Here is a 25264-nt window from a genome sequence, read left to right on the forward strand (position 1 = left end):
TCCTACGGAGGGTGAGACGGCGGACGGTCGGGTGGCCGGTGGCCGCATGGCCAGGATTGACGGAGCTTAGCTCATTGTTACCTATACTCACAATGAACCGCATCCTGATATTGTTCCCGTATGACCACCCCCGATCCCGACGGCATGCTCGCCGAGCAGCTGCTGCGGCTCACCCGCCGTATGCACCGGATCCAGAAGCGCCACCTGGAGCAGCGCCTCCTCGGCGTGACCCCGGCCCAGTCCCGGTTGCTGCGCACCCTCGCACACTGCGACGCGCCGCCGCGCATGGCCGACCTCGCGGAGCGCCTGGAGGTGGTGCCGCGGGCGGTGACGACCCTGGTCGACGGGCTGGAGGCGAGCGGCAAGGTGCGGCGGGTTCCGGACCCGACCAACCGCCGGGTCATCCGCATCGAGCTGACCGACGACGGCCACAAGGCGGTGCGGGAGCTGCGGGGGGCGCGCCGGTCCGCGGCGGAGGAGATCCTGGCCCCGCTGACGGACGAACAGCGCGAGCTGCTGGGCGGGTTGCTGGACACGCTGGTGGACGGGGTGCCGGCGCGGGAGGGGAGCTGCTGAGCCGGAGCACGACAGCGCGCGCGAAGGCGCTGACGGCGGTCCGGGTTCGGCCGCCCACCGGGTGACGCGGCACAGGCCGCGGCCCTCGCCCGCGGTGCTGGAGCGACGGCCGCGGCCTGGGCCGCGCGGGGATCGTCAACCGACCTCGGAGGCCGACTCCCTGGACGACCGGGCGGGGACGGCGGGGAGTGGCTGCGCGAGGTCCGCCTCGGGTGCCGCGGGTCCTTCGGGTGCCTCGGGGGCGGCCGTGGGGCCGGGCTCGTCGTCGTCCGCCGTCGGTACGATCTCGCCGTTCAACACCTTCTTCGCCTTGTCGGTGTCCAGCGCGCCCTCCCAGCGGGAGACCGCGAAGACGGCGACGCAGTTGCCGAGCAGGTTCGTCACGACACGCATCGCGTCCATGATGCGGTCCACTCCGAGGAGCAGCGCCACGGCGCCGGCCGGGATGGCGCCCAGCGAGGAGGCGGTCGCGGACAGGGCGAGGAAGGCCGAACCGGGGATGCCCGCCATGCCCTTGCTGGTCAGCATCAGCACCAGCACCACGGTGATCTGCTGACTCAGGCTCAGGTCCACGCCGACGGCCTGGGAGATGAACAGCGTGCCGATGGACAGGTAGAGGGAGGCGCCGTCGAGGTTGAAGGAGTAGCCGGTGGGCAGGACGAGACCCACCGCGTCGTCCCGGGCGCCGGCCCGGCGCAGCTTCTGCATCACGCGCGGCATGACGGACTCGGTGGAGGCGGTGCCGAGCGCGAGGAGCATCTCCTCGCGGATGTAGCGCACGAACTTCCACAGGCTGAGCCCGGTGACCGCCTTGAGCGCGACGGCGAGCAGCACGACGAAGAGCGCGGCGGCGGCGTAGCACAGGACGATCAGTTTGGCGTAGGTCTCGATCACACCGAGTCCGTACTGGCCGATGAGGACGGCCATGGCGCCGAACACCGCGATCGGGGCCAGCCGCATGACGAAGCCGACGATCGCGAAGATGATCTCCTGGGCCTGCTCGACGGCGGGCAGCACCTGCGGCACCCTGGTGTGGCCGAGGTGCAGCAGGGCGGCGCCCACCAGGCAGGCCAGGATGAGCACTTGAAGCAGTGAGTTCTCGGCGAAGGCGCCGATGAAGCTGGTGGGGAGGGCGTTCACGACGAACTCGGTCGTCGAGGGCAGCGAGCCGCCGCCGGTCTTCGCGTCGACCGCCGAGGTGTCGAGCGTGGACGGATCGACGTTCATCCCCGAGCCGGGCTGGACCACGTTGGCGGCGACGAGCCCGATGAGCAGGGCGAGTGTGCTCGCGACCTCGAACCAGATCAGGGCCTTGAGCCCGATCCGCCCGAACGCCTTCAGGTCACCGGCCTTGGCGATGCCGACGACGACCACGCAGAACACCAGCGGCGAGATGATCGTCTTGATGAGCCGGGTGAAACCGTCGCCGAGCGGCTGGAGATCCGTGGCCACGTCGGGCCACAGCTTCCCGACGACGATTCCGAGGACGAGCGCGCAGCCGACCTGCGCGAAGAGAGAGGTACGCAGTATGCGTGCGACGCGTCGCGGCAGGGACGGGACGGACGGCGGCACGGGCACTCCTTGAGAGGGACGGTCACATTGAGCGGGATGGTCACAGAAGCCGGACGGAGACTTCTGCCATACGGAAAGCTGATTCCGTGCCGATCACTGTGGAGGTGCCGTTGATCCCGCGGGGGACATCCGCGTTTCGGCCCGGTAAACGACCCCGGCGAAGCGAGTGACGCGTCGCACACAACGGGCGTCAGCAGCCCCGGCGGTCCCCGGTGAGCACCCCCTGGACGGTCACCAGGGAGCGGTCGTAGCACCCGGCCGACCCGCGGATCCGGTAGCGCTCGCTCGTCGCGGCGACCGCGTGCCGCTGGTCGCGGGGCACGTTCACCGTGTACGTCGCGTCGCCCGTGTACGTGTCGTCCAGTCGCGACCACGCGGTGCGCCGGCCGCCGCGCGACTCGGTGACCGAGGCGCGGTCACCGAGGGTCAGCACGGTCCGCAGCCGGTCGGCCGCGCCCAGCGTGGTCGTACCGTCCATCGTGTACGTCCGCTGGGTGCGCGTCACCCGTGCCGGTCCGCGTCCGTCGGCGGTCACCGACTCGTCGTCCGTCCACGTGGCGTCCAGGGCGTCGACGTTCTCGCCGTCGGTCCAGCGGTGCGTGGAGGTGTGCGCGAGGGACCGGCTGACGGTGGTCGTCACCCGGCCGTGCGAGGTGTCGACGTATCCGGCCACCGTCAGCCCGTGACCACCCTCGGTGTCCACGCGGTGCTCCGCGCCGGGCCGGTACGCCGAGGAGCCGGTGAGACCGGTCTGCCGGTGCGCGGTGAGCCTCCCGCCGACGTGCGCGCTCTTCGTGTCCTGCCAGACGAGGATGTTGACCGGAGCGCTCCAGCCGCTCTGCCCCTCGGGAACGCCGACGACGGAGACCTCGACGCGGTGCGGGCGGCCGTCGTTGAGGATCCCGGCGAACGGCGTCAGGTCGTATTCGATCGGCTTGACGTCGAAGGCGCGGGGTCCCGGGACGACGTACCACAGGAAGGGGTTGGACCAGCCGCCGGTCCACACGGTCGGGAACGGGGCGGCGATCCCCGCGAGCCGGCCGTCGACCTCGACCTGGACCTCGCGGTAGGGCCCGTCGGCGGTCCGGCAGGAGTACGGCGCCGGGTCGGGCACCGTGAGGTACCAGTACTCCTCGCAGCCGCCGCCGGAACCGGTGGCGTACACCTCGGCGACGATGCGTTCGCTGTTGCGCGGGGTGGTGAGGGCGGACCGGTCGTCGAGGGTCAGGACCCGGTCCGGCGTGGCGGCCGCCTCGCCCGCGTGGAACGTCAGGGTGACCTTGACGTCGATGATGCCGGTGTACGTGTCGTCGACGACGTTGCCGATGAGCATCTCGACGTCCTGGCTGTCGCGGAAGGTGTCGCTGTAGCGCGTGACGTCCTTCTCGACGGACCACTCGATGCCGTCGGGCGAGGGCTGGGGCGTCGACGTACGGAAGATCTCGACGCCGCCGACGTGGAGGTGACCGAGCCGGTCGAACTGCCGCCCCCTGACCTCGCCGTCCAGCCGCAGCACGACCTTGCTCCAGCGGTCGCCGCAGCCGTCGGGCGGTGTGTAGGTGCCCCGGTACGGGGTGAAGTCCCGGAACCGCGCCTCTGCGAGCGTGACCCGGCAGGACCTTCCGGCGGGCTTGGCGACGGGCGGGGCCGCGGTGACGGGGTCGTGCCAGTCGGTGCCGAACTCGGCGGGGACGTCGACGGGCCGGGGGGCCGAGGCGGGGCCCTGAGCGGACTGGGCCGGGCCCGCCCCGAGGAGGGTGCTCGCGAGGAGGGTCGCTCCGGCGAGCATGGACATGACGATCTGTCTCTTCATGGCCGGTGTTCTACGGCCAACCGGGCATCCGCCGCAATGACGCCTTCCGCGCGCGGCGACGTCGGTGCGGCCCGGTCGCCGGGTCAGCCGGTTCTGTGCGCTCCGCCGGAAAACCGTTTGCTTCCGACCACGCTGTGACGCGAACCTTTCACGGTTTGTTGCCGTCGTACGCGTTCCCCCTTCACCCCCTGACACGAGCCACTGGACGTCATGCAGATTCAAGACCTTCCGTATCCCGACCCGGGTGCGCCGGACGCGCGCTCCGGGCCCCGATTCCTGTGGTGGCTCTTCCGGAACCAGCTGGGCGGACAGCTCAGGTCACTGGCCTGGGGGCTGCTGCACTTCGGGTCCGTCTGCGTCCTGCCGTTCTGCGTCGGGCTCGCCGTGCAGGCCGTCGTCGACCGCTCCGGTACCCGGCTCGCCCTCGCGGGCGCGCTGCTGGCCGTGTGCTGTGTCGGCAACGCGGTCGGCGAGACCTTCCTGCACCGCTCCGCGATCACCAACTGGATCACGGCCGCCGCGCGCGTCCAGCAGCTGCTGGCCCGCAAGGCCGCTCTGCTGGGCTCGGCGCTCACCCGGCGGGTGGCGGCCGGCGAGGTCGTCGCCGTGTCCACCGGTGACGTCGAGAAGATCGGCTGGTTCGTGGAGGCCGTCTCCCGGTTCACCGCGGCGGCGGTCACCCTCGTGCTGGTCTGCGTCGGCCTGGTCCTGTACCAGCCGGCGCTCGGCGTGGTCGTCGCCGCGGGCCTGCCGGTCCTCGCGCTGGCGGTGCTGCCGCTGCTGCCCCCCGCGACCCGGCGCGCCGACGTCCAGCGGGAGAAGGCGGGACGCGCCACCGAACTGGCCTCGGACACCGTGGCCGGTCTGCGCGTCCTGCGCGGCATCGGCGGCGAGGAACTCTTCCTCGACCGCTACCGCAGCGCCTCCCAGGAGGTCCGCCACGCGGCCGTCCGCAGCGCCCGGATGTGGTCGCTGATCTCCGCGATCCAGGTACTGCTGCCCGGACTGCTGCTGATCGCGGTCGTCTGGCACGGCGTCCACCTGGCCCGCGACGGCCGGATCAGTGTCGGTGAACTGGTCACCGTCTACAGCTCGGTGATGCTGCTGACGTATCCGTTGCGGCACTTCGAGGAGATCGCGATGGCCTACTCCTTCTCGCGCCCGTCGGCCCGGCGGGCCGCGCGCGTGCTGTCGCTGGAGCGGGCCACGGACACGGCGGGCTCCCTCGCCGCCGGCACTCCGTCCGGCGACCTGTACGACCCGGCCACCGGTCTGCTGGCACCCGCCGGCCGGCTCACCGCCGTGGTGTGCGGTGACCCGGACGCGGCGGGACGGCTGGCGGAGCGGCTGGGCGGGCACCCCTCGGAGAAGGGCCCCTCGGTCCTGCTGGGCGGTACGCCGCTCGACGAGCTGCCGCTGGACTCCGCACGCACGGCCGTTCTCGTCCAGGACAAGGACCCGGTGCTGCTGTCCGGCTCGCTGCGCGAGCTGCTCGACGTGCCCGCTTCGGGCGCCGTCGGCGCCCAGGAGGCCCTGGCGGCCGCGCAGTGCGGGGACGTCCTGACCGCCCTGGCCCAGGGCTCGCTCGGCGCCGAGGACCCGATGGACGCCCGGATCACCGAACGCGGACGGTCCCTGTCCGGCGGCCAGCGCCAGCGGCTCGCCCTGGCCCGCTCGCTGGTGACGGACCCGGAGGTGCTCGTCCTGGACGAGCCGACCTCCGCCGTCGACTCGCACACCGAGGCGCGGATCGCTGAGGGCCTGCGAGAGGTGCGCGCCGGGCGCACGACCGTGGTGTTCACCACCTCGCCGCTGCTCCTGGACCGCGCCGACCGGGTCGCCCTCGTGCACGAGGGCGAGGTCGTGGCGGTCGGCGTGCACCGCGAGCTGGTGCACAAGGAACCCCGGTACCGGGCCGTGGTGACCCGCGAGACCGACGAGGAGGCCGCCCGGCGCGGGCCGGAGGCCACCGAGCCGGAGGTGGACGGCGTGGTCGACCGCGAGGTGGACGACGTCCTGGACGTACGGGAAGAGATCGAGGAGACCGCATGATCGGCGTGGCGCCACCGGCGTACGACCCGGCGGCCCCGACGACGGCGAACACGCTGCCCGTCGGCGCCTCCGCGACCGTCCGCGCCTACGTGGCCGAACTGTTCCGCCGGCACCGCCGTGCCTTCCTGCTCCTCATCACCGTCAACACGGTGGCCGTCATCGCCTCGATGGCGGGCCCGTGGCTGCTGGGCGGCCTCGTGGAGCGGGTGTCGGACGACGCCCGGGCACTCCACCTGGAGCTGACGGCCGGGCTGTTCCTGCTCGCGCTGGCCGTCCAGGCGCTGTTCGTGCGGGAGGTACGGCTGCGCGGGGCGATACTCGGCGAGCGGATGCTGGCCGATCTGCGCGAGGACTTCCTGGTGCGGTCGGTCGGCCTGCCGCCGGGGGTGCTGGAGCGGGCCGGGACGGGCGACCTGCTGTCCCGGATCACCACGGACGTCGACCGGCTGTCCAACGCGATGCGGGAAGCCGTACCGCAGCTGGCGATCGGCGTGGTGTGGGCGGCCCTGCTGCTGGGCGGGCTCGTGATCACCGCGCCGCCGCTGGCGGCCGCCGTGCTGCTCGCCGTGCCGCTGCTGGTGACCGGCTGCCGCTGGTACTTCAAGCGGGCGGGAGCGGCCTACCGCTCGGAGACCGCCGGGTACGCCGCCGTCGCCGCCGCGCTCGCGGAGACCGTGGACGCCGGACGCACCGTCGAGGCGCACCGCCTCAGCGCCCGCCGGATCGCGCTGTCGGAGCGCCGGATCAAGGAGTGGACCGCCTGGGAGCGCTACACGCTCTGGCTGCGGTCGGTGCTCTTTCCCATCGTCAACGTGACCCATGTGACGGTCCTCGCCTCGGTGCTGATGATCGGTGGCGTGTTCGTGCTCCAGGGCTGGATCGGGGTCGGGCAGCTGACCACCGGGGCCCTGATCGCGCAGATGCTCGTCGACCCGGTCGGACTGATCCTGCGCTGGTACGACGAGCTGCAGGTGGCCCAGGTGTCGCTGGCCCGGCTGGTCGGTGTCCGGGACATCGAGCCGGACGCCGGTGACGACACGCTGGATCCCGACGGCCGCGACGTGCACGCGGACCGGGTGCACTTCGGCTACCTCGAAGGCGTGGACGTGCTGCGCCAGGTGTCCCTGGAGGTCGCCCCCGGCACCAGGCTGGCGCTGGTCGGGCCGTCCGGCGCGGGCAAGTCCACGCTGGGCCGGCTGCTCGCCGGGATCTACGCGCCCCGGGACGGGCGGATCACCCTCGGCGGCGCCGAGCTCTCCCGGATGACGGCGGAACGGGTCCGCTCGCACGTGGCCCTGGTCAACCAGGAACACCACGTCTTCGTGGGCTCCCTGCGCGACAACCTGCTCCTCGCCCGCACCGGCGCGGCCGACGCCGAGCTGTGGGCGGCCCTGGGCGCGGTGGACGCGGACGGCTGGGCACGGGCCCTCGACGACGGCCTGGACACCGAGGTCGGCTCGGGCGGGCTGGCGCTCACTCCGGCCCAGGCGCAGCAGATCGCCCTGGCCCGGCTGGTGCTGGCCGACCCGCACACACTGGTCCTGGACGAGGCCACCTCCCTGCTCGACCCGCGGGCGGCCCGCCACCTGGAACGGTCCCTGGCCCGGGTCCTGGACGGCCGCACGGTGGTCGCGATCGCCCACCGGTTGCACACCGCGCACGACGCCGACGTCATCGCCGTCGTCGAGAACGGCCGGATCAGCGAGCTGGGCAGCCACGACGAGCTGGTCGCGGCCGACGGGGCGTACGCGGCCCTGTGGCGGTCCTGGCACGGGTGACCGGGTGACCGGGGAGCACTGAGAGGTGTGCGGGCCCGGGCCGGGGACGAGCGGTTCCCGACCCGGGCCCGTGCCGTTGCGCGGTGCGGAAGTCGGGTGGAAGGCTGGAGAGCGGCACCGGCTCGGGGAGCGCCCGCGCACCACGCGGTGGACCGACGGGCAGAGCTTGTGCACCGTACGTCCGCGGTCCGCCGCCGACCTCGGGGACAACGAGTCCGGCCCCATCACCTGGAGGTACCCGTGAACAGCGCCGACGGATGGGGGGACGACGTCTACCAGCCCGACGGATCCGAGATCCAGGACGATTCGGGGCTGCTCGACGTGGAGGACACCCTGGAGAACGACGGAGTCGACAGTCCCCTCGACCGGGGCTGGTCGCCTCCGGAACGGCCCTGGGCGGTGGAGCACGCCGGTGTCACGGCGGCGGAGCGCCGGGCGGGCGAGACGCTGGAGCAGCGGCTCGCCGAGGAGCTGCCGGACCTGGCCGCGCCGGACGGCGACGGCATCGGTGACTGCGACGGCACGGACGGGGAACTCCTCGACAACGAGGTCGGCGCGGTCCGCTCCGGCCGTCTCGTGGCACCCGACGAGGGAGCGCACGAGGATGAGGAGAGCGCGCTGATCGCCACGGACGTGGGCATCGACGGAGCGGCCGCCTCCGCCGAGGAGGCCGCCGTGCACATCGTCGACGAGGACGCCCTGTACGGCTGACCCCACCACCCCCGCGGCGCCGCCCGCCCGGCCGGCGTCGCAGAAGGAGGATCCATGCAGCAGGACAAGCACCCCGACTACCACTCGGTCGTCTTCCGGGACCGCTCCGCCGGCTACGCCTTCCTCACCCGGTCCACCGCCACCAGCGACCGGACCATCGAGTGGGACGACGGCGAGACCTACCCGGTCGTGGACGTGGAGATCTCCTCGGAGAGCCACCCCTTCTTCACCGGCAAGGCCCGCACAGTGGACTCGGAGGGCCGGGTCGCCCAGTTCGAACGACGCTACGGCAGCGGTCCGGGACGGGGCTCCGGCGGGGCGTGAGCGCTCCCGGACGGCCCCGGCAGCCGGCCGGAGCGGTTCGCTCAGATGACGTTGAGGGCCGCCGCGCAGCCCACTCCCCCGAGCAGCATGAAGGCCGGCATCAGGACCTTCAGCTCGACCCAGCTGCCCGCCCGGAACCGCATGAACTTCGGCGGACCGATCGGGTACCAGCGCTTGCGGCCCACCGGGATCGGCCACAGGACCGGACAGCCGGAGACCGTCAGCGCGTCCCCGATGTCGTGCACCAGCGCGCCCAGCACGATCGGCAGCCCCAGCCACAGATACTCCTGGCCCGGCGCCGTGAACAGCCAGTCCGCTCCGTTGCCCGGCTTGTCCAGCACCCCGGCGAGGATCCAGGCGCTGGTCGCGGCCAGCAGCCAGACCAGGATGTCGGCGCTCTGGCCGCGGGTCGCCCGCCACAGCAGGCCTTCGATGGCCAGCACCATGTGCACGAACAGGAGCGCCAGCACGGCCCAGCGGCCACCGGTGATCGCCGCCACCGAGCCGCCCGCGCCGAGCAGGACGGCCCACAGCCAGGTATGGGTGAGCGTGCGGTGCCCGCCGGAGCGGCGCGGGTCGCCCTGCTTCTTCGTGGCCTTGTAGACGGCGTAGGAGAGCTTGTCGACTATCTCGCACACGGCTCGGGAGACCGGACCGAAAGCGCGCGAGATGGTGGCGGCCTTGTGGTCGAGGTCCGGGGTGAGTGCGGCGCCGGCGCAGATCAGGGCCCCGGCGAGGAGGACCGGCCAGGGCATCGTGTGCCCGGTCGCGGCTGCCGCGGCGCCGGCACCGAGCCAGGCTGCGGCGCCCGACAGTGAGTGTGCTGGTCCCATCATCGGAGTTGCCCGCCCCATTCTTGGTGTGCCGCTGTCCAGTTGACCGGGCGCACTGACGCTCCGTCGGCGACACAGCGTAGCGTTCGCGATCTTCGTGCTCGCAGCCGATTCCCCCATCCCGCGAAAGGGCAGGCAAGATGGGTGCGTGACCCTCATCGATCAGCTGCCGCCGACCGCCGACCCCGACGCCCTCTACGAAGCTTTCGAGTCGTGGTCCCAGGAACGCGGTCTCACCCTCTATCCCCACCAGGAGGAGGCGCTGATCGAGGTGGTCTCCGGGGCGAACGTGATCGTGTCGACGCCCACCGGCTCCGGCAAGAGCATGATCGCGGCAGGCGCGCACTTCGCCGCGCTGGCCCGTGACGAGGTCACGTTCTACACGGCTCCGATCAAGGCCCTGGTGTCGGAGAAGTTCTTCGAGCTGTGCAAGATCTTCGGCACGGAGAACGTCGGCATGCTGACCGGCGACGCGTCCGTCAACGCCGACGCCCCGGTGATCTGCTGCACCGCCGAGGTGCTCGCGTCGATCGCGCTGCGGGACGGCAAGCACGCGGACGTGGGCCAGGTCGTGATGGACGAGTTCCACTTCTACGCGGAGGCGGACCGGGGCTGGGCCTGGCAGATCCCGATCCTGGAGCTTCCCCAGGCGCAGTTCATCCTGATGTCGGCCACCCTCGGCGACGTCTCGATGTTCGAGAAGGACCTGACCCGCCGCACCGGCCGCCCGACGTCCGTGGTCCGCTCGGCGACCCGCCCCGTGCCGCTGTCCTACGAGTACCGGCTCACGCCGCTCACCGAGACGCTGACCGAGCTGCTGGAGACGAAACAGGCACCGGTCTACATCGTGCACTTCACGCAGGCGCAGGCCGTGGAGCGGGCGCAGGCGCTGATGAGCATCAACATGTGCACGCGCGAGGAGAAGGACCAGATCGCCGAGCTGATCGGCAACTTCCGCTTCACCACCAAGTTCGGCCGCAACCTGTCCCGGTACGTGCGGCACGGCATCGGCGTCCATCACGCCGGCATGCTGCCCAAGTACCGCCGCCTGGTGGAGAAGCTCGCCCAGGCCGGTCTGCTGAAGGTCATCTGCGGCACGGACACGCTGGGTGTGGGCGTCAACGTCCCTATCCGCACGGTGCTGTTCACGGCGCTGAGCAAGTACGACGGCACGCGCGTGCGCACGCTGCGCGCCCGTGAGTTCCACCAGATCGCGGGCCGCGCCGGGCGGGCGGGCTTCGACACCGCGGGTCTCGTGGTCGCCCAGGCTCCCGAGCACGTCGTCGAGAACGAGAAGTCGCTGGCCAAGGCGGGCGACGACCCGAAGAAGCGCCGCAAGGTCGTCCGCAAGAAGGCTCCCGAGGGCTTCGTCGGGTGGACGGAGAACACCTTCGACAAGCTGATCACCTCCGAGCCGGAGCCGCTGACCTCCCGTTTCCGGGTGACGCACACGATGCTGCTGTCGGTGATCGCCCGGCCCGGCAACGCCTTCGAGGCGATGCGGCACCTCCTGGAGGACAACCACGAGCCGCGCAAGCAGCAGCTGCGGCACATCCGGCGCGCGATCGCGATCTACCGCTCGCTGCTGGACGGCGGCATCGTCGAGAAGCTGGACACGCCGGACGCCGAGGGCCGTATCGTCCGGCTGACGGTCGATCTTCAGCACGACTTCGCCCTCAACCAGCCGCTGTCCACCTTCGCGCTGGCCGCGTTCGAGCTCCTCGACCCGGAGTCGCCGTCCTACGCCCTGGACATGGTGTCCGTCGTCGAGTCGACGCTGGACGACCCGCGGCAGATCCTCGCCGCCCAGCAGAACAAGGCGCGCGGCGAGGCGGTGGCCGCGATGAAGGCGGACGGCGTCGAGTACGAGGACCGCATGGAGCGGCTCCAGGACGTCACCTACCCGAAGCCCCTGGAGGAGCTCCTCTTCCACGCGTACGACACCTACCGCAAGAGTCATCCCTGGGTGGGCGACCACCCGCTGTCGCCGAAGTCCGTCGTGCGGGACATGTACGAACGGGCGATGTCCTTCACCGAGCTGGTGTCCTACTACGAGTTGGCGCGCACCGAGGGGATCGTGCTGCGCTACCTCGCCGGCGCCTACAAGGCCCTCGACCACACCGTCCCGGACGACATCAAGTCCGAGGACCTCCAGGATCTGATCGAGTGGCTGGGCGAGATGGTGCGCCAGGTCGACTCCAGCCTGCTGGACGAGTGGGAGCAGCTCGCCAATCCGGAGGTGATGACCGCGGAGGAGGCCCAGGAGAAGGCCGACGAGGTCAAGCCGGTCACCACCAACGCCCGCGCGTTCCGCGTCCTCGTCCGCAACGCCATGTTCCGCCGGGTCGAGCTCGCCGCCCTGGATCAGGTGGAGGAGCTCGGCGAGATGGACGCGGACTCCGGCTGGGACGCCGATGCCTGGGGCGAGGCGATGGACAAGTACTGGGACGAGTACGACGACCTCGGCACCGGACCCGACGCCCGCGGCCCCAAGCTGCTGCTGATCGAGGAGGAGCCGCAGCACGGTCTGTGGCGCGTCCGCCAGATCTTCGACGACCCGAACGACGATCACGACTGGGGCATCAGCGCGGAGATCGACCTCGCGGCCTCCGACGCCGAGGGCCGTGCGATCGTTCGTGTCACCGACGTCGGCCAGCTGTGAGCACAGGAGAGTCCCACCCATGACGACGAACCCGGCCGAGAAGCTCGTCGACCTGCTCGACCTGGAGCAGATCGAGGTCAACATCTTCCGTGGCCGCAGCCCGCAGGAGTCCCTGCAGCGCGTCTTCGGCGGCCAGGTGGCCGGACAGGCGCTGGTGGCCGCGGGCCGCACCACGGAGGGCGACCGCCCGGTGCACTCGCTGCACGCGTACTTCCTGCGTCCGGGCCGTCCCGGTGTGCCGATCGTGTACCAGGTCGAGCGGGTGCGGGACGGGCGGTCCTTCACCACCCGCCGGGTCACCGCCGTGCAACAGGGCCGCACGATCTTCAATCTCACCGCCTCCTTCCACAAGCCTGAACAGGGGAGCTTCGAGCACCAGCTGCCGCCGGCCCGCAAGGTCCCGGACCCGGAGTCGCTGCCGACGGTCACGGACGAGATCCGGGAGCATCTGGGCGCTCTGCCGGAACAGTTGGAGCGGATGGCCCGGCGTCAGCCCTTCGACATCCGCTATGTGGACCGGCTGCGCTGGACGATCGAGGAGGTCAAGGACGCCGAGCCGCGCAGCGCGGTGTGGATGCGCGCGGTCGGGCCGCTCGGTGACGACCCGCTGGTGCACACCTGCGCGCTGACCTACGCCAGCGACATGACCCTCCTGGACGCCGTCCGCATCCCGGTCGAACCGCTGTGGGGTCCGCGCGGATTCGACATGGCCTCGCTGGACCACGCCATGTGGTTCCACCGGCCGTTCCGCGCGGACGAGTGGTTCCTGTACGACCAGGAGTCACCGATCGCGACGGGCGGACGGGGGCTGGCCCGCGGCCGGATCTACGACCTGGAGGGCCGGCTGCTGGTGTCGGTCGTCCAGGAGGGGTTGTTCAGGGCCTTGTAGGGCGGGATGTGCCCCGTCCACGGCGCAGCCAGCCCAGCAGCTTCCGGGGCGGATGCGGGTGCCCGGATCGGGAGGGGTCGCCGTGCCCCACGGACGGGGCGGGCCGTGGGGCGGGGCGCGGGGCGGGGCGATGCTCCCGCGCCTCCTCCACAGAGCGCGCCAGGTCGCTCCGCAGCCAGCCGATCTCGTCCGGGTCGTCCGCAGTCATGATCCTCTCCGCCAGGCGCGCGGCCGGGGAACCCGGGACACCGTGGGTGGGCGGTCCGGGCCGGAAGCGGTTCACGTGAGAGCGCTCGTAGGGGTCCGTGATGATCTCCGCGACCTGGACGGGGTCGAGGAACGCCGCCACGGCTCCGGCCTGCTCCCACGGATCGGCGGCCTGCCGCAGCAGGAAGCCCAGGTGTCGTCCGCGCCAGTTGCGGGGGCGCAGGTCCAGGCCGGTCTCCAGCTGGTCACGCAGTCCCTCGGGCATGCGCGCCTTCAGCAGCCGGGAGTTCTTCTCGTCGACCGCGAACTGCCCTAGTTCCTCGGCCAGATACTGCCAGACCACGGTGCGATAGCGGTTGAGGTAGAACGTCACCGGCACCACCAGACCCAGGCGGGCCAGCCGGGTGAACCTGCCCGGAGACACCTCCATGACCGCCGCGCCCTCCGTGGCGCCCACGGCCTTCACCCGCTCGCGCAGGGAGCCGGGGAAGCCTTCGCCCGCGCGCAGCCGGTCGATCTCGGAGCGGGGGACGCGTCGGCCGCCGCCTCCTTCGTCGGGCAGGGTGCGGATGTGCCCGAGGTGCACAGCGAGGTCGAACTCACCGCGCTTCAGGCCCAGCTCACGGGCCGCGCGACTCGGCGCGCAAGAGAGGTGGTGCGGTGTGGTGATGGTGTCGGTCGGCATGGCCGGTCTCCCCCGTGGAGTCGGTGCTCACGCTGTGTGCGTTCGCGGTGACAGAAACGGTATCCGGTCCGGCGCATCGCGGCGCGGACCTGTGGAAAACTCCACGGGAGTCGAGGAATCAGCAGGTCAGAGGCGCTCTTCCGGACTTCGCCCGGGGTGCCGGGCGTCGACCGTGAGGTGCTCGCCGACCCGGTTGACGAGCAGGGTCATCTCGTAGGCGATCTGGCCGATGTCGGCCTCAGCACCGCTGAACACGCACAGGCAGCTGCCGGCGCCCGCGGCGGTGACGAACAGCACGGCGTCGTCGAACTCGACCATGGTCTGGCGCACTTGGCCCGCGCCGAAGTGCCGTCCCGAGCCCTTGGCCAGGCTGTGCAGTCCGGACGAGACGGCGGCGAGGTGCTCGGCGTCCTCGCGGCGCAGTCCCGTGCTCGCCCCCGTCACCAGCCCGTCGTTGGACAGGACCAGAGCGTGCCGTACGTGTTCCACGCGCTCGGTCAGGTCGTCCAGCAGCCAGCCAAGTCCCCGCTTCTGCGCCATGGTTACTGTCTCCCCCTGTGACATCTCCTCCCTGGCCGGAGGATCTCTCCCCGCCAGACTTCCCCACGACCGGCGTCCCGGCAAGGAGGATGGGGACATGGCACAGAAGATGACCGACACCGAATGGCGGGAGTTCGTCTCCGACGGCACCCGCACCGGAAAGCTGTCGACCGTACGCGCCGACGGGAGCCCGCACGTGGCGCCGGTCTGGTTCCTGCTCGACGGGGACGACGTGGTGTTCAACACCGGCAAGGCCACGGTGAAGGGGCGCAATCTGGCCCGGGACGGCCGGGTCGCGCTGTGCGTCGACGACGACCGGCCGCCCTTCGACTTCGTGGTGCTCCAGGGCCGCGCCCGGCTCATCGAGGATCTCGATCAGGTCCGGCACTGGGCGCATCGCGGCGCGGTACATGGGCGAGGACCGGGCCGAGGAGTTCGGCGCCCGCAACGGCGTGCCGGGCGAACTCCTCGTCCGGGTCGCGGTCGCCAAGGTCCTGGCGCAGAAGGCCGTCGCCGACTGAGGACGGCACCGGGCCCGACGGCCCGGGTCAGCCCACCGAGTCGAGCAGCCGGGCGGTGTGCATCCGCCCGGCGTACTCGACCAGCCGGATCAGCACCTCCTTGCCCGAGTCGCGGTCGCGGGCGTCGCACAGGACCACGGGCGTGCCCGGGTCGAGGTCCAGGGCGCGTGAGACGTCGTGGGCGCCGTACGTCCGGGCGCCCGCGAAGCAGTTGACGGCCACCACGAACGGGATGTGCCGGTGCTCGAAGTAGTCCACCGCCGGGAAGCAGTCCTCCAGGCGGCGGGTGTTGGCGAGGACCACCGCGCCGAGGGCGCCCTGGGAGAGCTCGTCCCACAGGAACCAGAAGCGGTCCTGGCCCGGTGTACCGAACAGGTAGAGGGACAGGCCGGAGCGGATGGTGATCCGCCCGAAGTCCATGGCGACCGTCGTGGTGACCTTCTGGTCCACGCCGCCGGTGTCGTCCACCGACTGCCCGGCTTCGCTGAGCAGTTCCTCGGTACGCAGCGGCCGGATCTCGCTGACGGCACCGACCAGGGTCGTCTTGCCCACGCCGAACCCGCCGGCGACCAGTATCTTCAACGCCAGGGCGGTCGTCTCGCCGTCCTGGGCGTCGGAGTGCTCGGAGACCATCGATCACTTCTCTCGGGAGGGCCGGCGACGGTCGACGTCGGGGAGTGGGTGCCGCGTCCCGGCGGAAGTCCCGCCCGCGGCCTCGGTGCGGGGGCGCGACGTCAGCATGATGACAACCGCGGCCTGGCCGCGAGGGGGTCGGACCGCTATGGGCCCGATCTGACCGCATGGTGGCCATGCGGGGTGCGAAAGAGCGCACAAGTAACCGCTCGGGACCGCCGGACGGGTGCGCGCGTTCATCTACAGGGCCCGCAGCCCTTCGATCACTTCGCGCAGGATCCGTTCGTCAGGAAGTTGCGCGGGGGGCACGGGACGGCTGACGGTGACCCAGCCGAGTTCCAGGAGGTCACCGAGGAGGACCCTGACCACGCCCACCGGCAGGTCGGCGCCCGCCCCGAGTTCCGCGACCGACTGCGTCTCCGCGCGGCACAGGTCGACCAGGGCGCGGTGTTCCGGCCCCAGCGGGGTGTCGTCGTCGAAGCCGGGCGCGCCCGTGTCCAGCGTGACCAGGGCGATCAGGTCGAAGCGCACCCCGGTGGGGCCGGGTCTGGTGCGTCCGCCGGTCATGGCGTACGGACGCACCAGGGGGCCGGCCTCGCCGTCGTACCACTGGCTGCCCTGCTCGCGCTGGGTGCCCGTCATGTCCTCGGTCATGTGCGTGGACCGCCTTCCCGCCTCATCCTGCGGCGGGCGGCCGCGCGCCGACCCGTGGTGCCGTGTACAGGTGCTCGCCGACGCGCTTGACCAGCCGTGCCATCTCGTACGCGACCAGTCCGATGTCCGCCGTCACGGCGGTGAGGACGGCGAGGCAGGAGCCGTCGCCGGCGGCGGCCACGAAGAGGAAGCCGTCGTCCATCTCCACCATGGTCTGGCGCACGCCACCGGCCCCGAAGTGCCGGCCGGCGCCCTTGGCGAGGCTGTGGAAACCGGAGGCGACGGCGGCGAGGTGCTCGGCGTCCTCACGGCGGAGATCGGTCGAGGCGCCCACCGCGAGCCCGTCGTTGGACAGCACCACCGCGTGCCGCACCTCGCTCACACGCACCACCAAGTCGTCCAGCAGCCAGTCGAGTTCGCCGGTCCGCTGGGCGGCTCCCATACTCGGGTCCTGGATCATGCGGGGTCTCCTTCGCTGCTGTCGCTGCCCGCTGAAGAATCTCGGGTCGCTCCGCGGCCGGGCCGCCGGCCGCCGCCGCGCGCCCAGCCCTCGCGGTACGCCGCCATGCGGTCCCGTACGAGTTCGGGGGTGCGCCGGTCGTCGCCCTGGGGGACGGATGCCCGCGCCGCTTCCTCGGCGGGCCGTTCGCGCAGTTGGGGGGCGAGATGCGCCTGCCGGACCCGGCGGGGCAGGTCGTCGGAGTCGTCCGGGGCGTTGTCGCAGGAGTCGTCGTCCGGGGGCCGGTGCAGACGCAAGGTGGTGACTCCGGGGGGTGGGGTGTCGGTCGTGGTCCGGGCCGCGACCGGTGCGGGGGCCACCAGCGCGGGGCGGCCGGCCTGCGCCGGGACGGACTCCTGGTGCTGGGCGGCGGCGGGCACGCGCGCGTACGCGTGTTCCGGCTGCCGTTCCGGCTCCGCCGGCGTCCGGGGGGAACGTTCCGTCGCGCCGGAGTGCAGCAGGGCCGTGGGCAGCAGGACGACCGCGGTGGTGCCCCCGTAGGGCGAGGTCCGCAGGTGCACCTTGATGGTGTGCCGGGCGGCGAGCCTGCTCACCACGAAGAGGCCGAGCCGATCGCTGTCGAACAGGTCGAGCGTCTCGGACTGTTCGATGCGCCGGTTGGCCTCGGCGAGTGTCTCCTTGCCCATGCCCAGGCCGCGGTCCTCGATCTCGACGGCGTAGCCGTTGCCGACGGGTTCGCCGGTGATCCGCACGCGGGTGTGGGGCGGCGAGAACTGGGCGGCGTTCTCGATGATCTCCGCGAGGAGGTGGGTGAGGTCGGCGACGGCCGCGCCGACGACGGCCGCGTCGGGCAGCTGACGTACCTCCACGCGCGCGTAGTCCTCGACTTCCGACACGGCCGCGCGGACCACGTTCGTCAGGGACACCGGCATGCGCCAGGCACGGCCGGGCGCGGCCCCGGAGAGGATGATCAGGCTCTCGGCGTGGCGCCGCATGCGGGTGGTGAGGTGGTCGAGTCGGAACAGGTCGCTCAGTTCGTTCGGATCGTCGGAGCGGCGTTCCATGCTGTCGAGGAGGCTGAGCTGGCGGTGGACGAGGACCTGGCTGCGGCGGGCGAGGTTGACGAAGACCCCGGAGATGCCGCTGGCGAGCTCGGCGCGTTCGACGGCGGCCCTGAGCGCGGCGCGGTGCACGATGGCGAGGGCTTCGGCGACCTGGCCGCTCTCGTCCTCCGCGGGCGGCCCGGGCGGAACCTCGGCCCGGACGTCGATCTCCTCCCCCGCGCGCAGTTTCCGCATCGCCTCGGGGAGTTTGCGGCGCGCGATCTCCAGGGCGCTGTTGCGCAGACTCACCAGCTCGACGACCAGACCGCGGCCGATGCGCACGGAGATCACGAGAGAGGCGGCAACAGCGACGAGGCCGAGGAGGACGGCGGCACCGGCCGGGGTCAGCAGACCGCGGGTGAACGGGTCGGCCCGGTCGGCGACCTCGCGCCCCGCGTCCTCCTCGATCGTGCGCATGCCGTCCTGCACGCGCGCGTGCGCCCGCTCCCAGGCGCCCTGCGGTGCCGCGTCGATCGCCCGGGAGCCCGGGCCGGCGGCGAGGACCCTGTCCTCGGCGGCTGCGACGGTGGCGTAGGCGCTGCCGTCGGCGAGGCCTCGCCAGGCGGCGCGTTCGGAGCCCCGCAGGTCGGCCACGGCGGACTCGGTCAGGGCACGGCGGGTGTCGACGGCCCCGGTGAACAGGCGCAGCCGCTCGCCCGACAGCCCGCCGGCCAGCCGCGCACTGTCCAGGACCACGTCCTCCTGGGCCAGTGCCTCGCCCGCGCGGGAGAACTCGAGCAGGACGCGGGCGTCGGAGCCGAGTTCCGCGTCCTGGATGCCGGTGAGGGCGCCGCCCACGCCGAAGGCACTGGCGATGGTCGCCGTGTACCGCCCGTACGTCTCGTTCCAGCCCACCCGGCGGTCGAGCACGGCGGTGCGCAGCGGGCGCAGTCGCTCGGCGCCGGTGACGAACGCCTCCAGCCGCTGGGCCACGCCGGCGGGCAGTTCCTCACTGTCGGCGATCGTGCTGTCGTCGCCGAGCCGGAGCTCGGCCACGGCGCGGTCCGTGCGCTGCGCGAGTTCCTGAAGGCCGTCGCTCTGCCCGGCCGACGGGTGGGTGGCGTAGCGGACGGCGGTCGCCCGTTCGGTCTGGAGCGCGGCCACGGCCTCCGCGACGGGGGTCCTGATGGTGGCGTCGACACGCTGCAACTGCCGCAGCCGGGCGACGTCCTGGGCGGTGGTGACGGTCGCGTACGCCCACAGGGCGAGCAGGGAGACCACCGGGACCATCAGCAGGCAGACGATCTTGGCCCGCACCGTCCGCGGCCGGAGGCGCCAGTGTCCCGCGCCCGCGGATGCGTCCGGCTGTCCCGCGCGCGCGGGTGCGTCGTCCGGTATCGCACCCACGGACAGCGCGCCCACGGATTCGTCGGGGCTTACGCCGGGGCTCTCGTCAGCCGGTGGTCCGGCGTGTGCGCGGCGGCCGCGCACGGGAGGCGGGGACGGCGTCTCAGCGCCGCCTGTGGGGGTCCTACGCGGTGTACGCATGGCCTCCTCGCTCGGGAGTGGGGTAGGGGGCGTGTCGTCCGGGCAGTCGTGGTCCGGTGTGCCGCTAGTGGGCCGCGGTCTCGACGGGCTGCTGGGCCGACGCGGATGCCCGGCGTTCTCCCGTGGTGGGCGACAGCGCGACGAAGGCCGAGGTCAGGAAGAGGTAGGACCCGAGGCCGACGGCGAGGGGGAAGATGAACTGCATCGCCGTGGCCCCGGGCAGCGCCGCCCCGGAGGGCACCACGCGCACACTCACCGCGAACATTCCGGTGTAGTGCATGCTCGACACCGCCGCGCCCATGATCAGGGAGGCGAGGGTGACGGCGACGGGTGACTTGATGTTGAGGGCCGCCCACAGGGCCGCCGTCGCCGCGACGACCGCGATCAGGACGGAGAGTCCGACCAGCGCGGGGTCGTAGTCGATGTCGCCGTGCAGGCGTACCGCCGCCATACCCAGGTAGTGCATGCTTGCCACACCGAGGCCGGTGGTGAGTCCGCCCAGGAAGAGGGCGCGGGTGCGGTCGCGGCTGTAGCCGACGGCGAAGACACCGGCACAGACGACGCCCATGGCGACGAGCAGGCTCACGATCGTGAGCGGCACGTCGTAGCGGATGTCGGTGCCGCTGACGCCGAAGCCGAGCATGGCCACGAAGTGCATGGTCCAGATGCCGGTGCCGAGTGCGGAGGCCGCGGTGACGAGCCAGTTCCGGCGCGATCGTCCGGTGGCGCCGAGCGCGCGGACGGTGCAGCGCAGTCCGAGTGCGGCGCCTATGCAGGCCATCACGTACGACAGTGCGGGGGTAAGCCACCCCAGGGCGGCGTGGTCCAGGTGTCCCATGGAACCGGGACGCTAGTCGGGGCAGGGGCGCACAAAGAGGGCGCATTTCGAAAGGTGCTGCAATATGACGCGCGATGCGCCTGAGCGATCGCGTCACGCTCGAACGTGTGCACCGAGACGTCGTCCCTGTCGGTGAGGGATCATGCGGAACATGAGCGACGACCACACACGCGTGCAGGAGTTCTTCACCGCCCGCGCCGCCGACTGGGACCGCCGGTTCCCCGACGACGGTCCCGCCTATGCCGCCGCTGTCTCGGATCTCGGGCTGCGCGAGGGGGACCGGGTGCTCGACGCCGGCTGCGGCACCGGGCGCGCCCTGACGCCGCTCCGGGCGGCCGTGGGGCCGTCGGGGGTGGTTGTCGGGGCTGATCTGACTCCGGCGATGCTGGAGGCCGCCGTACGGGCCGGACGGGGCCGGGACGGGCGGTTGCTGCTCGCCGACGTGGCCGCGCTGCCGCTGCGCTCGGAGTCGCTCGACGCCGTGTTCGGCGCGTGGCTGATCTCGCACCTGCCCGATCCGGACGGGAACCTGCGGGAGTTGGCGCGCGTGGTGCGTCCCGGCGGTCTGTTGGCGCTGTTCCATCCGATCGGCAGGGCGGCGCTCGCGGCACGCCAGGGCCGGCGGATCACCGAGGACGATCTGCGCGCGGAACCCACCCTGCGTCCGCTGCTCGCCGGTTCCGGATGGCGCATGACGTCGTACGTCGACCGGGACGACCGGTTCCTGGCGCTCGCCGTCCGGGAGGGCTGACGCGCCCGAGCGGCCCTCCCCCGGCTGTGCGGCGTCCTCGGCTCACTCGGGGGAGGCGACCGTCGGCGGGCCCGGGTGGCGTACCGGACAGCCCCGCACGCCCGGGACCGGGCGGGTGCCCAGGTCGTCCAGCCGGTAGCCGTTCGGGTAGCCCTTGATCTCCCGGTTCTGCCGCGCGTGGTGCGGCGCCCGCCGGGGCGGCAGCAGCCGGACGGCGCGTCCGCGCAGCCGGACCGCGCCGCGGACGAGTTCGCGGGTGAGCGCGCTCGGAGGCGGGTAGCGGAAGGCTTCCAGGAGCGGTTCGTCGAGCAGGGCGAGCGTCGAGGTGCGCAGGAGCGGGGCGAGGGGGCGCGGATACCAGGACGCCACCAGGGTGAGCGTGGCGTCCGCGACCCGGCGCGCCCCCTCGTCCCAGCCGAAGTGCGCCTCTTCGTAGGCGTCGAGGCAGGCTTCGAACTCCTCGTAGGACCCGGGTACGTCCTTGATGCCCATGTGGCGCCCGAGAGTGCGGTAGTGGACGGCGGAGGCCACGATCTCGTGGCGCGAGAGCCTGCGCCAGGCGTAGGCGTCGATCCAGCGCCTGGGCACCACGACGAACGTGCAGAGCACGTACCTCATGTCGTCGTTGCCGATGTCGTAACCGTGGTGCATCTGGTTGATGCGGCGGATCGCGGTGCGGCCCTGCTCACTGTCGAAGCCGTGTTCGACGACGGCGTCGAGGAGCAGTGACGTGTCGTCGTAGCGTTTCTGCGTCCGGTCCGTGAGCTCGGCCGTCTCGGCGAGCAGCCGGCCGATGCCGGGCACGGCGTAGGTGCGGTACAGGGCCAGCTCAAGGGCGCGGGTGAAGTCCCAGGGGAACTCGTACGCCGTGCTGAGCCGGTAGATCTCCAGGGCGTCCTTCTCCGGGTCCATCGTCCGGATCTGCTCCAGCCGCGCGAAACGCTTCACCGCGCCGTCCCCCTTCTGTCGCCGAGGCTCCAACTCTACGGTGAGTGACAGGAGATGGACGTTCAGCGAGACAACCGCACATGGGGGAAGGTGGTCGGCATGTTCGGCAGGGTCCGCAAGTCCGGTGCCAGATTGATCGACGCCCTGCGCACCGACGCGAGGAGCGGCGGGGAGGCTCGCCCGCACAATCTGTTCGAGGCCGCGGCCGCCTACGTCTCGGCCTGCGCGGAGGACGACCAGGAGCGGATCGACGAGGCCGCGGACTGGGTGTCCCCGGAGGCGCTGTCGTTCGGGGTGAACGAGCTGGCGTGCCGGGCCGTGATCGCGCTCGCGCGGGAGCGCGACGAGTCGCCCCGCACGGTGGCGCGGGCGCTGCTCGGGCTTCCGGCGGCCTGACGCAGCGGCGGCGGATGGTCGATTCGCCCCGTCCGGTCGGGAAGTCGCAGCTCCGGGTGGACCGGGGAGTCGTGACAAGCGCCTTCCCGGCGCACTAGGGTGCGCGCCGTTGGACATACCGATGGGGAGGCTGGGATGGCAGGGACGGACGAGGACGCCGTCGCCGCCGCGGACGACGCGCTCTATGTGCTGACGGCGGTGCTGCTGACGCCGGCGAAGTTCCCGAGCGTGCTGGGCGACGACTATCCGGAGGCCTGCGCGGCGCTGGGGCTCGCGCCGCTGGCCGACGGGTACGGCCTGGTACTCGGCCAGGACGGCGACGGTGCCCGGTGGACGGTCGTCGTCGACGACGTGTCGCTGGTCGCCGTGGCCATCGCGTCCTGGGACTGCGGCATGGAGCACGATCTGTCGCCCGACGAGCGCACGGTGGTCGCCGCACTGCCCGGCTGGCCCCTGGAGGTCGCCGTGTCGGCCCCCGGCGTGCCGGCGCCGCACGATCCCGACCCCGAGATCGCGGACGGTGACCCGCTGACGCCGCCGGACACCTCCACCTGGGGGCCGGCGCAGCGGCGGCTGGGTGCCGACGAGATCGCGCTCCAGTGGGCGACCTGGCGGGAGCAGCTCGACGACACGGAGTTCCCGGGCCCGGCCGACGGGGTCTTCGACGCCGAGGTCTCCGAGGGCCCCGGGAGGGACGCCCCCTCGGGGGACACCGGAAACGGGCAGGGTGCGGCACGGGACGGGGCCGAGGCGGGGCACAGCGGCATCCGGCGCGTCCTCGCGGAGGCCCGCGCGTATGTGGACGCACCGCCGCCGCTGGGTCGCGTGCGGTCCTCGTTCGCCCCGGGGGACGCGCGGACCCTGCGCGCCGACGGCCCCGGCTGGTCGCTCGTGGCGAGGACCGACGACATCGCGTTCGTCCTGCTCGACGACGAGCCCGGCGAGGTCCTGCCGGTGGGCCGGGGACCGGAGCTGCCGGGCCTTCTGGAGGCGCTCGACAAGATGGCCGTACGCCCGCTGTGAGGGCGCGGGGCGGCGCCCCCGTCAGGGCCGGCCGGACGACAGCCATCCGACCCCGGTGCGGCCGATGGCCGACCGCTCGCGGACTGTGCCCCTGGCAGGCGAACCGCAGCCAGTCCGTCAGCGTGACCGCGCTCGGACCCGCGCAGACCGGAGGGGAGGCTCTCCGGGACCGGCGCCCCGAGCCCCGGCGCTTGGCCCCGCCCGCCGCAGGGCGAGTACAGCCGCGCGGCGCGGAGGCGTAGCCGGGTGATCAGGGCGCCGGTCACCCGGGCGGCCGTGCGGGACAGCAGCTCCCCGACGGGCCGGCGCACCCCGTGCCCGCGGGGCCCGCGGGCGGCGACGTGGCCGGCTCCTGCGCGCCGGACGGTCCGGACGGACCGGCGCGGCGGGCCCCGTCAGCGGCCGAGTTGCTTGCGGTTCGCACGGCGCAGCCTGCGCCGCTGCGAGGGGTCCAGCGTGAGGTACGCGGCCGCGGGAACTCCCAGGACTATCAGCAGCGCGGCCCACCAGGGCAGCCAGATCAGCAGGATGAGGCCGACCGCCACACCTCCTGCGGCGATCTTCGCGTTCTTCGACATCTACGTCGCCTCCTTCGCGGCCACTGCCGCTCTCTGAACAGAAGAACGGGTCCGTGCCTCCCACGGTTCCGGATGAGGACCCTGAGACGCCCCTGAGACATCCCCGACATGAGCCCCTACTCGCCGCGCAGGGGCTCGCCCACCTCGTGCATGTGACGCAGAGCCTGCCGGTACGAGTCGACCAGCCCGGTCTCCGTGTAGGGAATACCCAATTCCCCGCAATGGGCGCGCACAAGGGGCTGGACGAGTCGCAGATGGGGGCGGGGCATGCTGGGGAAGAGGTGGTGCTCGATCTGGTGGTTGAGGCCGCCGAGGAACCAGTCGGTCACGGGGCCGCCGTGGATGTTGCGCGAGGTGAGCACCTGGCGTCGCAGATGACCCCACGGTTCGCCGCTCGGGTCCGGCATCTCCATGCCCTTGTGGTTGGGCGCGAACGACAGCCCCAGATGCAGCCCGAAGAGTGCCTGGTGGAGGGCGGCGAACAGCAGGGCCTTGCCGGGTGACATGGAGGTGAGCAGCAGCGTCGCGTAGCCGGCGACATGGCCGACCAGCAGCACGGCCTCCACGGACCGCTCTCCCGGCGACTGGCGGCGCAGGTCCCTGAAGCCCTGGATCTTCAGGGCGACGCCTTCGAGGAGGGTGAGCGGGAAGAACAGCCAGGCCTGATGCCGGGTGAGCCAGCCCCGGAAGCCCGTGCGCTCGCTGGCCTGCTCGCCGGTGAAGACGAGGACGTCGGCGGCGACATCGGGGTCCTTGTCGATGTGGTTGGGGTTGGCGTGATGCCGGTTGTGTTTCTGGTTCCACCAGGAGTGGCTCATCCCGAGGAGCAGGTTGCCGTGGACCAGGCCGATGAGGCGGCCGACCGCCTTGCCGCCGGTGATCTGGGCGTGCCCGGCGTCATGGCTTATGAAGGCGGTACGCGCGCAGAACACCGCGAGCACCGGCGCGAGGAGCAGGGTCCACCAGGAGTCGCCGAGCAGGACGACACCCGTGACGACGCCGGTCAGGGCGAGGGCGTTGACCGTGATGACCCGCGCGTACCAGCCGTAGCGGCGCTCCAGCAGGTTCTGGCCCTTGGCCGCGCGCAGGAGCGGCGTGAACTCGCTCCCGCCGGGCGGCGAGCCGGACGTGTCCCGTGGACGGAGGGCGAGGGTGGGTGTGGTCTGGGACATCTCGGGACTCCGGCTCTCTCAGGGAAACGCGCTGACCTGAGGAAACGTACGGATCGA

Annotated in this window: 23 protein-coding genes and 1 pseudogene; 11 read left to right on the top strand and 13 right to left on the bottom strand. The window is 72.2% G+C overall.

Annotation, left to right across the window (positions count from 1 at the left end; translation table 11 throughout):
- Positions 1-120 precede the first annotated feature (120 nt).
- The gene (locus ACWD0J_RS16505) at positions 121-576 is read left to right on the top strand and encodes a MarR family winged helix-turn-helix transcriptional regulator (protein WP_451496497.1); all 456 of its coding nucleotides are present in this window, start codon (positions 121-123) and stop codon (positions 574-576) included.
- A gap of 135 nt (positions 577-711) precedes the next feature.
- On the opposite strand, the gene ACWD0J_RS16510 is transcribed toward ACWD0J_RS16505, so the two are convergent.
- The gene (locus ACWD0J_RS16510; protein WP_451496498.1) at positions 712-2148 is read right to left on the bottom strand and encodes a cation:dicarboxylate symporter family transporter; all 1437 of its coding nucleotides are present in this window, start codon (positions 2146-2148) and stop codon (positions 712-714) included.
- 190 nt (positions 2149-2338) lie between these two features.
- The gene (locus ACWD0J_RS16515; RefSeq protein ID WP_451496499.1) at positions 2339-3961 is read right to left on the bottom strand and encodes a peptide-N4-asparagine amidase; all 1623 of its coding nucleotides are present in this window, start codon (positions 3959-3961) and stop codon (positions 2339-2341) included.
- A gap of 210 nt (positions 3962-4171) precedes the next feature.
- Between ACWD0J_RS16515 and ACWD0J_RS16520 the strand changes: the two genes are divergently transcribed.
- From ACWD0J_RS16520 to ACWD0J_RS16535, 4 genes are all read left to right on the top strand, one after another.
- Positions 4172-6013, top strand: coding sequence for an ABC transporter transmembrane domain-containing protein (locus ACWD0J_RS16520; protein ID WP_451496500.1), 1842 nt, complete (start codon positions 4172-4174; stop codon positions 6011-6013).
- A complete protein-coding gene (locus ACWD0J_RS16525; RefSeq protein WP_451496501.1) occupies positions 6010-7791 on the top strand; it encodes an ABC transporter ATP-binding protein in 1782 nt (593 codons plus the stop codon). Before ACWD0J_RS16520 ends, ACWD0J_RS16525 begins: the two co-directional genes overlap by 4 nt.
- A 240-nt stretch (positions 7792-8031) precedes the next feature.
- Positions 8032-8502, top strand: a complete 471-nt coding sequence (locus tag ACWD0J_RS16530; RefSeq protein ID WP_451496502.1) for a DUF5709 domain-containing protein — start codon at positions 8032-8034, stop codon at positions 8500-8502.
- A 54-nt stretch (positions 8503-8556) separates the two neighbouring features.
- Positions 8557-8826, top strand: coding sequence for a type B 50S ribosomal protein L31 (locus ACWD0J_RS16535; RefSeq protein ID WP_451496503.1), 270 nt, complete (start codon positions 8557-8559; stop codon positions 8824-8826).
- Between the two features lie 41 nt (positions 8827-8867).
- On the opposite strand, the gene ACWD0J_RS16540 is transcribed toward ACWD0J_RS16535, so the two are convergent.
- Positions 8868-9662, bottom strand: a complete 795-nt coding sequence (locus tag ACWD0J_RS16540; protein WP_451496504.1) for a metal-dependent hydrolase — start codon at positions 9660-9662, stop codon at positions 8868-8870.
- A 145-nt stretch (positions 9663-9807) separates the two neighbouring features.
- Between ACWD0J_RS16540 and ACWD0J_RS16545 the strand changes: the two genes are divergently transcribed.
- Both ACWD0J_RS16545 and ACWD0J_RS16550 read left to right on the top strand, forming a co-directional pair.
- Positions 9808-12321 carry a DUF3516 domain-containing protein gene (locus tag ACWD0J_RS16545; RefSeq protein ID WP_451496505.1) on the top strand — a complete coding sequence of 838 codons (2514 nt, stop codon included), beginning with the start codon at positions 9808-9810 and terminating at the stop codon, positions 12319-12321.
- A gap of 19 nt (positions 12322-12340) precedes the next feature.
- Positions 12341-13210, top strand: coding sequence for an acyl-CoA thioesterase (locus ACWD0J_RS16550; RefSeq protein ID WP_451496506.1), 870 nt, complete (start codon positions 12341-12343; stop codon positions 13208-13210).
- On the opposite strand, the gene ACWD0J_RS16555 is transcribed toward ACWD0J_RS16550, so the two are convergent.
- Together ACWD0J_RS16555 and ACWD0J_RS16560 are read right to left on the bottom strand one after the other, a co-directional pair.
- On the bottom strand, positions 13197-14102 hold the full coding sequence (locus tag ACWD0J_RS16555; RefSeq protein WP_451496507.1) for a DUF6397 family protein: 906 nt from the start codon (positions 14100-14102) through the stop codon (positions 13197-13199). The genes ACWD0J_RS16550 and ACWD0J_RS16555 overlap by 14 nt on opposite strands.
- 126 nt (positions 14103-14228) lie before the next feature.
- On the bottom strand, positions 14229-14642 hold the full coding sequence (locus ACWD0J_RS16560) for a roadblock/LC7 domain-containing protein (RefSeq protein ID WP_451496508.1): 414 nt from the start codon (positions 14640-14642) through the stop codon (positions 14229-14231).
- Positions 14643-14739: 97 nt separating this feature from the next.
- Between ACWD0J_RS16560 and ACWD0J_RS16565 the strand changes: the two are divergent.
- Positions 14740-15163, top strand: a pseudogene (locus tag ACWD0J_RS16565) (PPOX class F420-dependent oxidoreductase).
- Between the two features lie 27 nt (positions 15164-15190).
- Here ACWD0J_RS16565 and ACWD0J_RS16570 read toward each other — a convergent pair.
- The 5 genes from ACWD0J_RS16570 to ACWD0J_RS16590 form a co-directional block, all read right to left on the bottom strand.
- Positions 15191-15796, bottom strand: a complete 606-nt coding sequence (locus ACWD0J_RS16570; RefSeq protein ID WP_451496509.1) for a GTP-binding protein — start codon at positions 15794-15796, stop codon at positions 15191-15193.
- A gap of 240 nt (positions 15797-16036) precedes the next feature.
- A complete protein-coding gene (locus ACWD0J_RS16575; protein WP_451496510.1) occupies positions 16037-16450 on the bottom strand; it encodes a DUF742 domain-containing protein in 414 nt (137 codons plus the stop codon).
- Between the two features lie 22 nt (positions 16451-16472).
- Positions 16473-16910: a roadblock/LC7 domain-containing protein gene (locus tag ACWD0J_RS16580; protein ID WP_451496511.1), complete on the bottom strand. Its 438-nt coding sequence runs from the start codon at positions 16908-16910 to the stop codon at positions 16473-16475.
- Positions 16907-19501: a sensor histidine kinase gene (locus tag ACWD0J_RS16585; RefSeq protein WP_451496512.1), complete on the bottom strand. Its 2595-nt coding sequence runs from the start codon at positions 19499-19501 to the stop codon at positions 16907-16909. Before ACWD0J_RS16585 ends, ACWD0J_RS16580 begins: the two co-directional genes overlap by 4 nt.
- 64 nt (positions 19502-19565) lie before the next feature.
- Positions 19566-20339, bottom strand: a complete 774-nt coding sequence (locus ACWD0J_RS16590; RefSeq protein WP_451496513.1) for an MHYT domain-containing protein — start codon at positions 20337-20339, stop codon at positions 19566-19568.
- A 151-nt stretch (positions 20340-20490) separates the two neighbouring features.
- Between ACWD0J_RS16590 and ACWD0J_RS16595 the strand changes: the two genes are divergently transcribed.
- Positions 20491-21090 carry a class I SAM-dependent methyltransferase gene (locus tag ACWD0J_RS16595; protein ID WP_451496514.1) on the top strand — a complete coding sequence of 200 codons (600 nt, stop codon included), beginning with the start codon at positions 20491-20493 and terminating at the stop codon, positions 21088-21090.
- Positions 21091-21132: 42 nt separating this feature from the next.
- On the opposite strand, the gene ACWD0J_RS16600 is transcribed toward ACWD0J_RS16595, so the two are convergent.
- Entirely contained in the window at positions 21133-22038 is a 906-nt protein-coding gene (locus ACWD0J_RS16600) for an oxygenase MpaB family protein (protein ID WP_451496515.1), read from the bottom strand.
- Positions 22039-22137: 99 nt separating this feature from the next.
- Between ACWD0J_RS16600 and ACWD0J_RS16605 the strand changes: the two genes are divergently transcribed.
- Together ACWD0J_RS16605 and ACWD0J_RS16610 are read left to right on the top strand one after the other, a co-directional pair.
- Positions 22138-22434 (top strand): hypothetical protein, encoded by a 297-nt coding sequence (locus tag ACWD0J_RS16605; protein WP_451496535.1) that lies wholly within the window; start codon positions 22138-22140, stop codon positions 22432-22434.
- A 135-nt stretch (positions 22435-22569) separates the two neighbouring features.
- Positions 22570-23457 carry a hypothetical protein gene (locus ACWD0J_RS16610; RefSeq protein ID WP_451496516.1) on the top strand — a complete coding sequence of 296 codons (888 nt, stop codon included), beginning with the start codon at positions 22570-22572 and terminating at the stop codon, positions 23455-23457.
- A gap of 395 nt (positions 23458-23852) precedes the next feature.
- On the opposite strand, the gene ACWD0J_RS16615 is transcribed toward ACWD0J_RS16610, so the two are convergent.
- Both ACWD0J_RS16615 and ACWD0J_RS16620 read right to left on the bottom strand, forming a co-directional pair.
- Positions 23853-24035 carry a hypothetical protein gene (locus ACWD0J_RS16615; RefSeq protein WP_451496517.1) on the bottom strand — a complete coding sequence of 61 codons (183 nt, stop codon included), beginning with the start codon at positions 24033-24035 and terminating at the stop codon, positions 23853-23855.
- A gap of 116 nt (positions 24036-24151) precedes the next feature.
- On the bottom strand, positions 24152-25207 hold the full coding sequence (locus ACWD0J_RS16620) for a fatty acid desaturase family protein (protein WP_451496518.1): 1056 nt from the start codon (positions 25205-25207) through the stop codon (positions 24152-24154).
- Positions 25208-25264: the final 57 nt, after the last annotated feature.

This window comes from Streptomyces sp. NPDC003011 (assembly GCF_053591515.1).

Coding starts and splice junctions, on each gene's coding strand:
- ACWD0J_RS16520 (WP_451496500.1), top strand. CDS start 4,172: ATGCAGATTCAAGACCTTCCGTATCCCGACCCGGGTGCGCCGGACGCG.
- ACWD0J_RS16615 (WP_451496517.1), bottom strand. CDS start 24,035: ATGTCGAAGAACGCGAAGATCGCCGCAGGAGGTGTGGCGGTCGGCCTC.
- ACWD0J_RS16620 (WP_451496518.1), bottom strand. CDS start 25,207: ATGTCCCAGACCACACCCACCCTCGCCCTCCGTCCACGGGACACGTCC.
- ACWD0J_RS16580 (WP_451496511.1), bottom strand. CDS start 16,910: ATGATCCAGGACCCGAGTATGGGAGCCGCCCAGCGGACCGGCGAACTC.
- ACWD0J_RS16570 (WP_451496509.1), bottom strand. CDS start 15,796: ATGGTCTCCGAGCACTCCGACGCCCAGGACGGCGAGACGACCGCCCTG.
- ACWD0J_RS16560 (WP_451496508.1), bottom strand. CDS start 14,642: ATGGCGCAGAAGCGGGGACTTGGCTGGCTGCTGGACGACCTGACCGAG.
- ACWD0J_RS16535 (WP_451496503.1), top strand. CDS start 8,557: ATGCAGCAGGACAAGCACCCCGACTACCACTCGGTCGTCTTCCGGGAC.
- ACWD0J_RS16555 (WP_451496507.1), bottom strand. CDS start 14,102: ATGCCGACCGACACCATCACCACACCGCACCACCTCTCTTGCGCGCCG.
- ACWD0J_RS16550 (WP_451496506.1), top strand. CDS start 12,341: ATGACGACGAACCCGGCCGAGAAGCTCGTCGACCTGCTCGACCTGGAG.
- ACWD0J_RS16525 (WP_451496501.1), top strand. CDS start 6,010: ATGATCGGCGTGGCGCCACCGGCGTACGACCCGGCGGCCCCGACGACG.
- ACWD0J_RS16595 (WP_451496514.1), top strand. CDS start 20,491: ATGAGCGACGACCACACACGCGTGCAGGAGTTCTTCACCGCCCGCGCC.
- ACWD0J_RS16610 (WP_451496516.1), top strand. CDS start 22,570: ATGGCAGGGACGGACGAGGACGCCGTCGCCGCCGCGGACGACGCGCTC.
- ACWD0J_RS16605 (WP_451496535.1), top strand. CDS start 22,138: ATGTTCGGCAGGGTCCGCAAGTCCGGTGCCAGATTGATCGACGCCCTG.
- ACWD0J_RS16540 (WP_451496504.1), bottom strand. CDS start 9,662: ATGATGGGACCAGCACACTCACTGTCGGGCGCCGCAGCCTGGCTCGGT.
- ACWD0J_RS16505 (WP_451496497.1), top strand. CDS start 121: ATGACCACCCCCGATCCCGACGGCATGCTCGCCGAGCAGCTGCTGCGG.
- ACWD0J_RS16515 (WP_451496499.1), bottom strand. CDS start 3,961: ATGAAGAGACAGATCGTCATGTCCATGCTCGCCGGAGCGACCCTCCTC.
- ACWD0J_RS16590 (WP_451496513.1), bottom strand. CDS start 20,339: ATGGGACACCTGGACCACGCCGCCCTGGGGTGGCTTACCCCCGCACTG.
- ACWD0J_RS16575 (WP_451496510.1), bottom strand. CDS start 16,450: ATGACCGAGGACATGACGGGCACCCAGCGCGAGCAGGGCAGCCAGTGG.
- ACWD0J_RS16585 (WP_451496512.1), bottom strand. CDS start 19,501: ATGCGTACACCGCGTAGGACCCCCACAGGCGGCGCTGAGACGCCGTCC.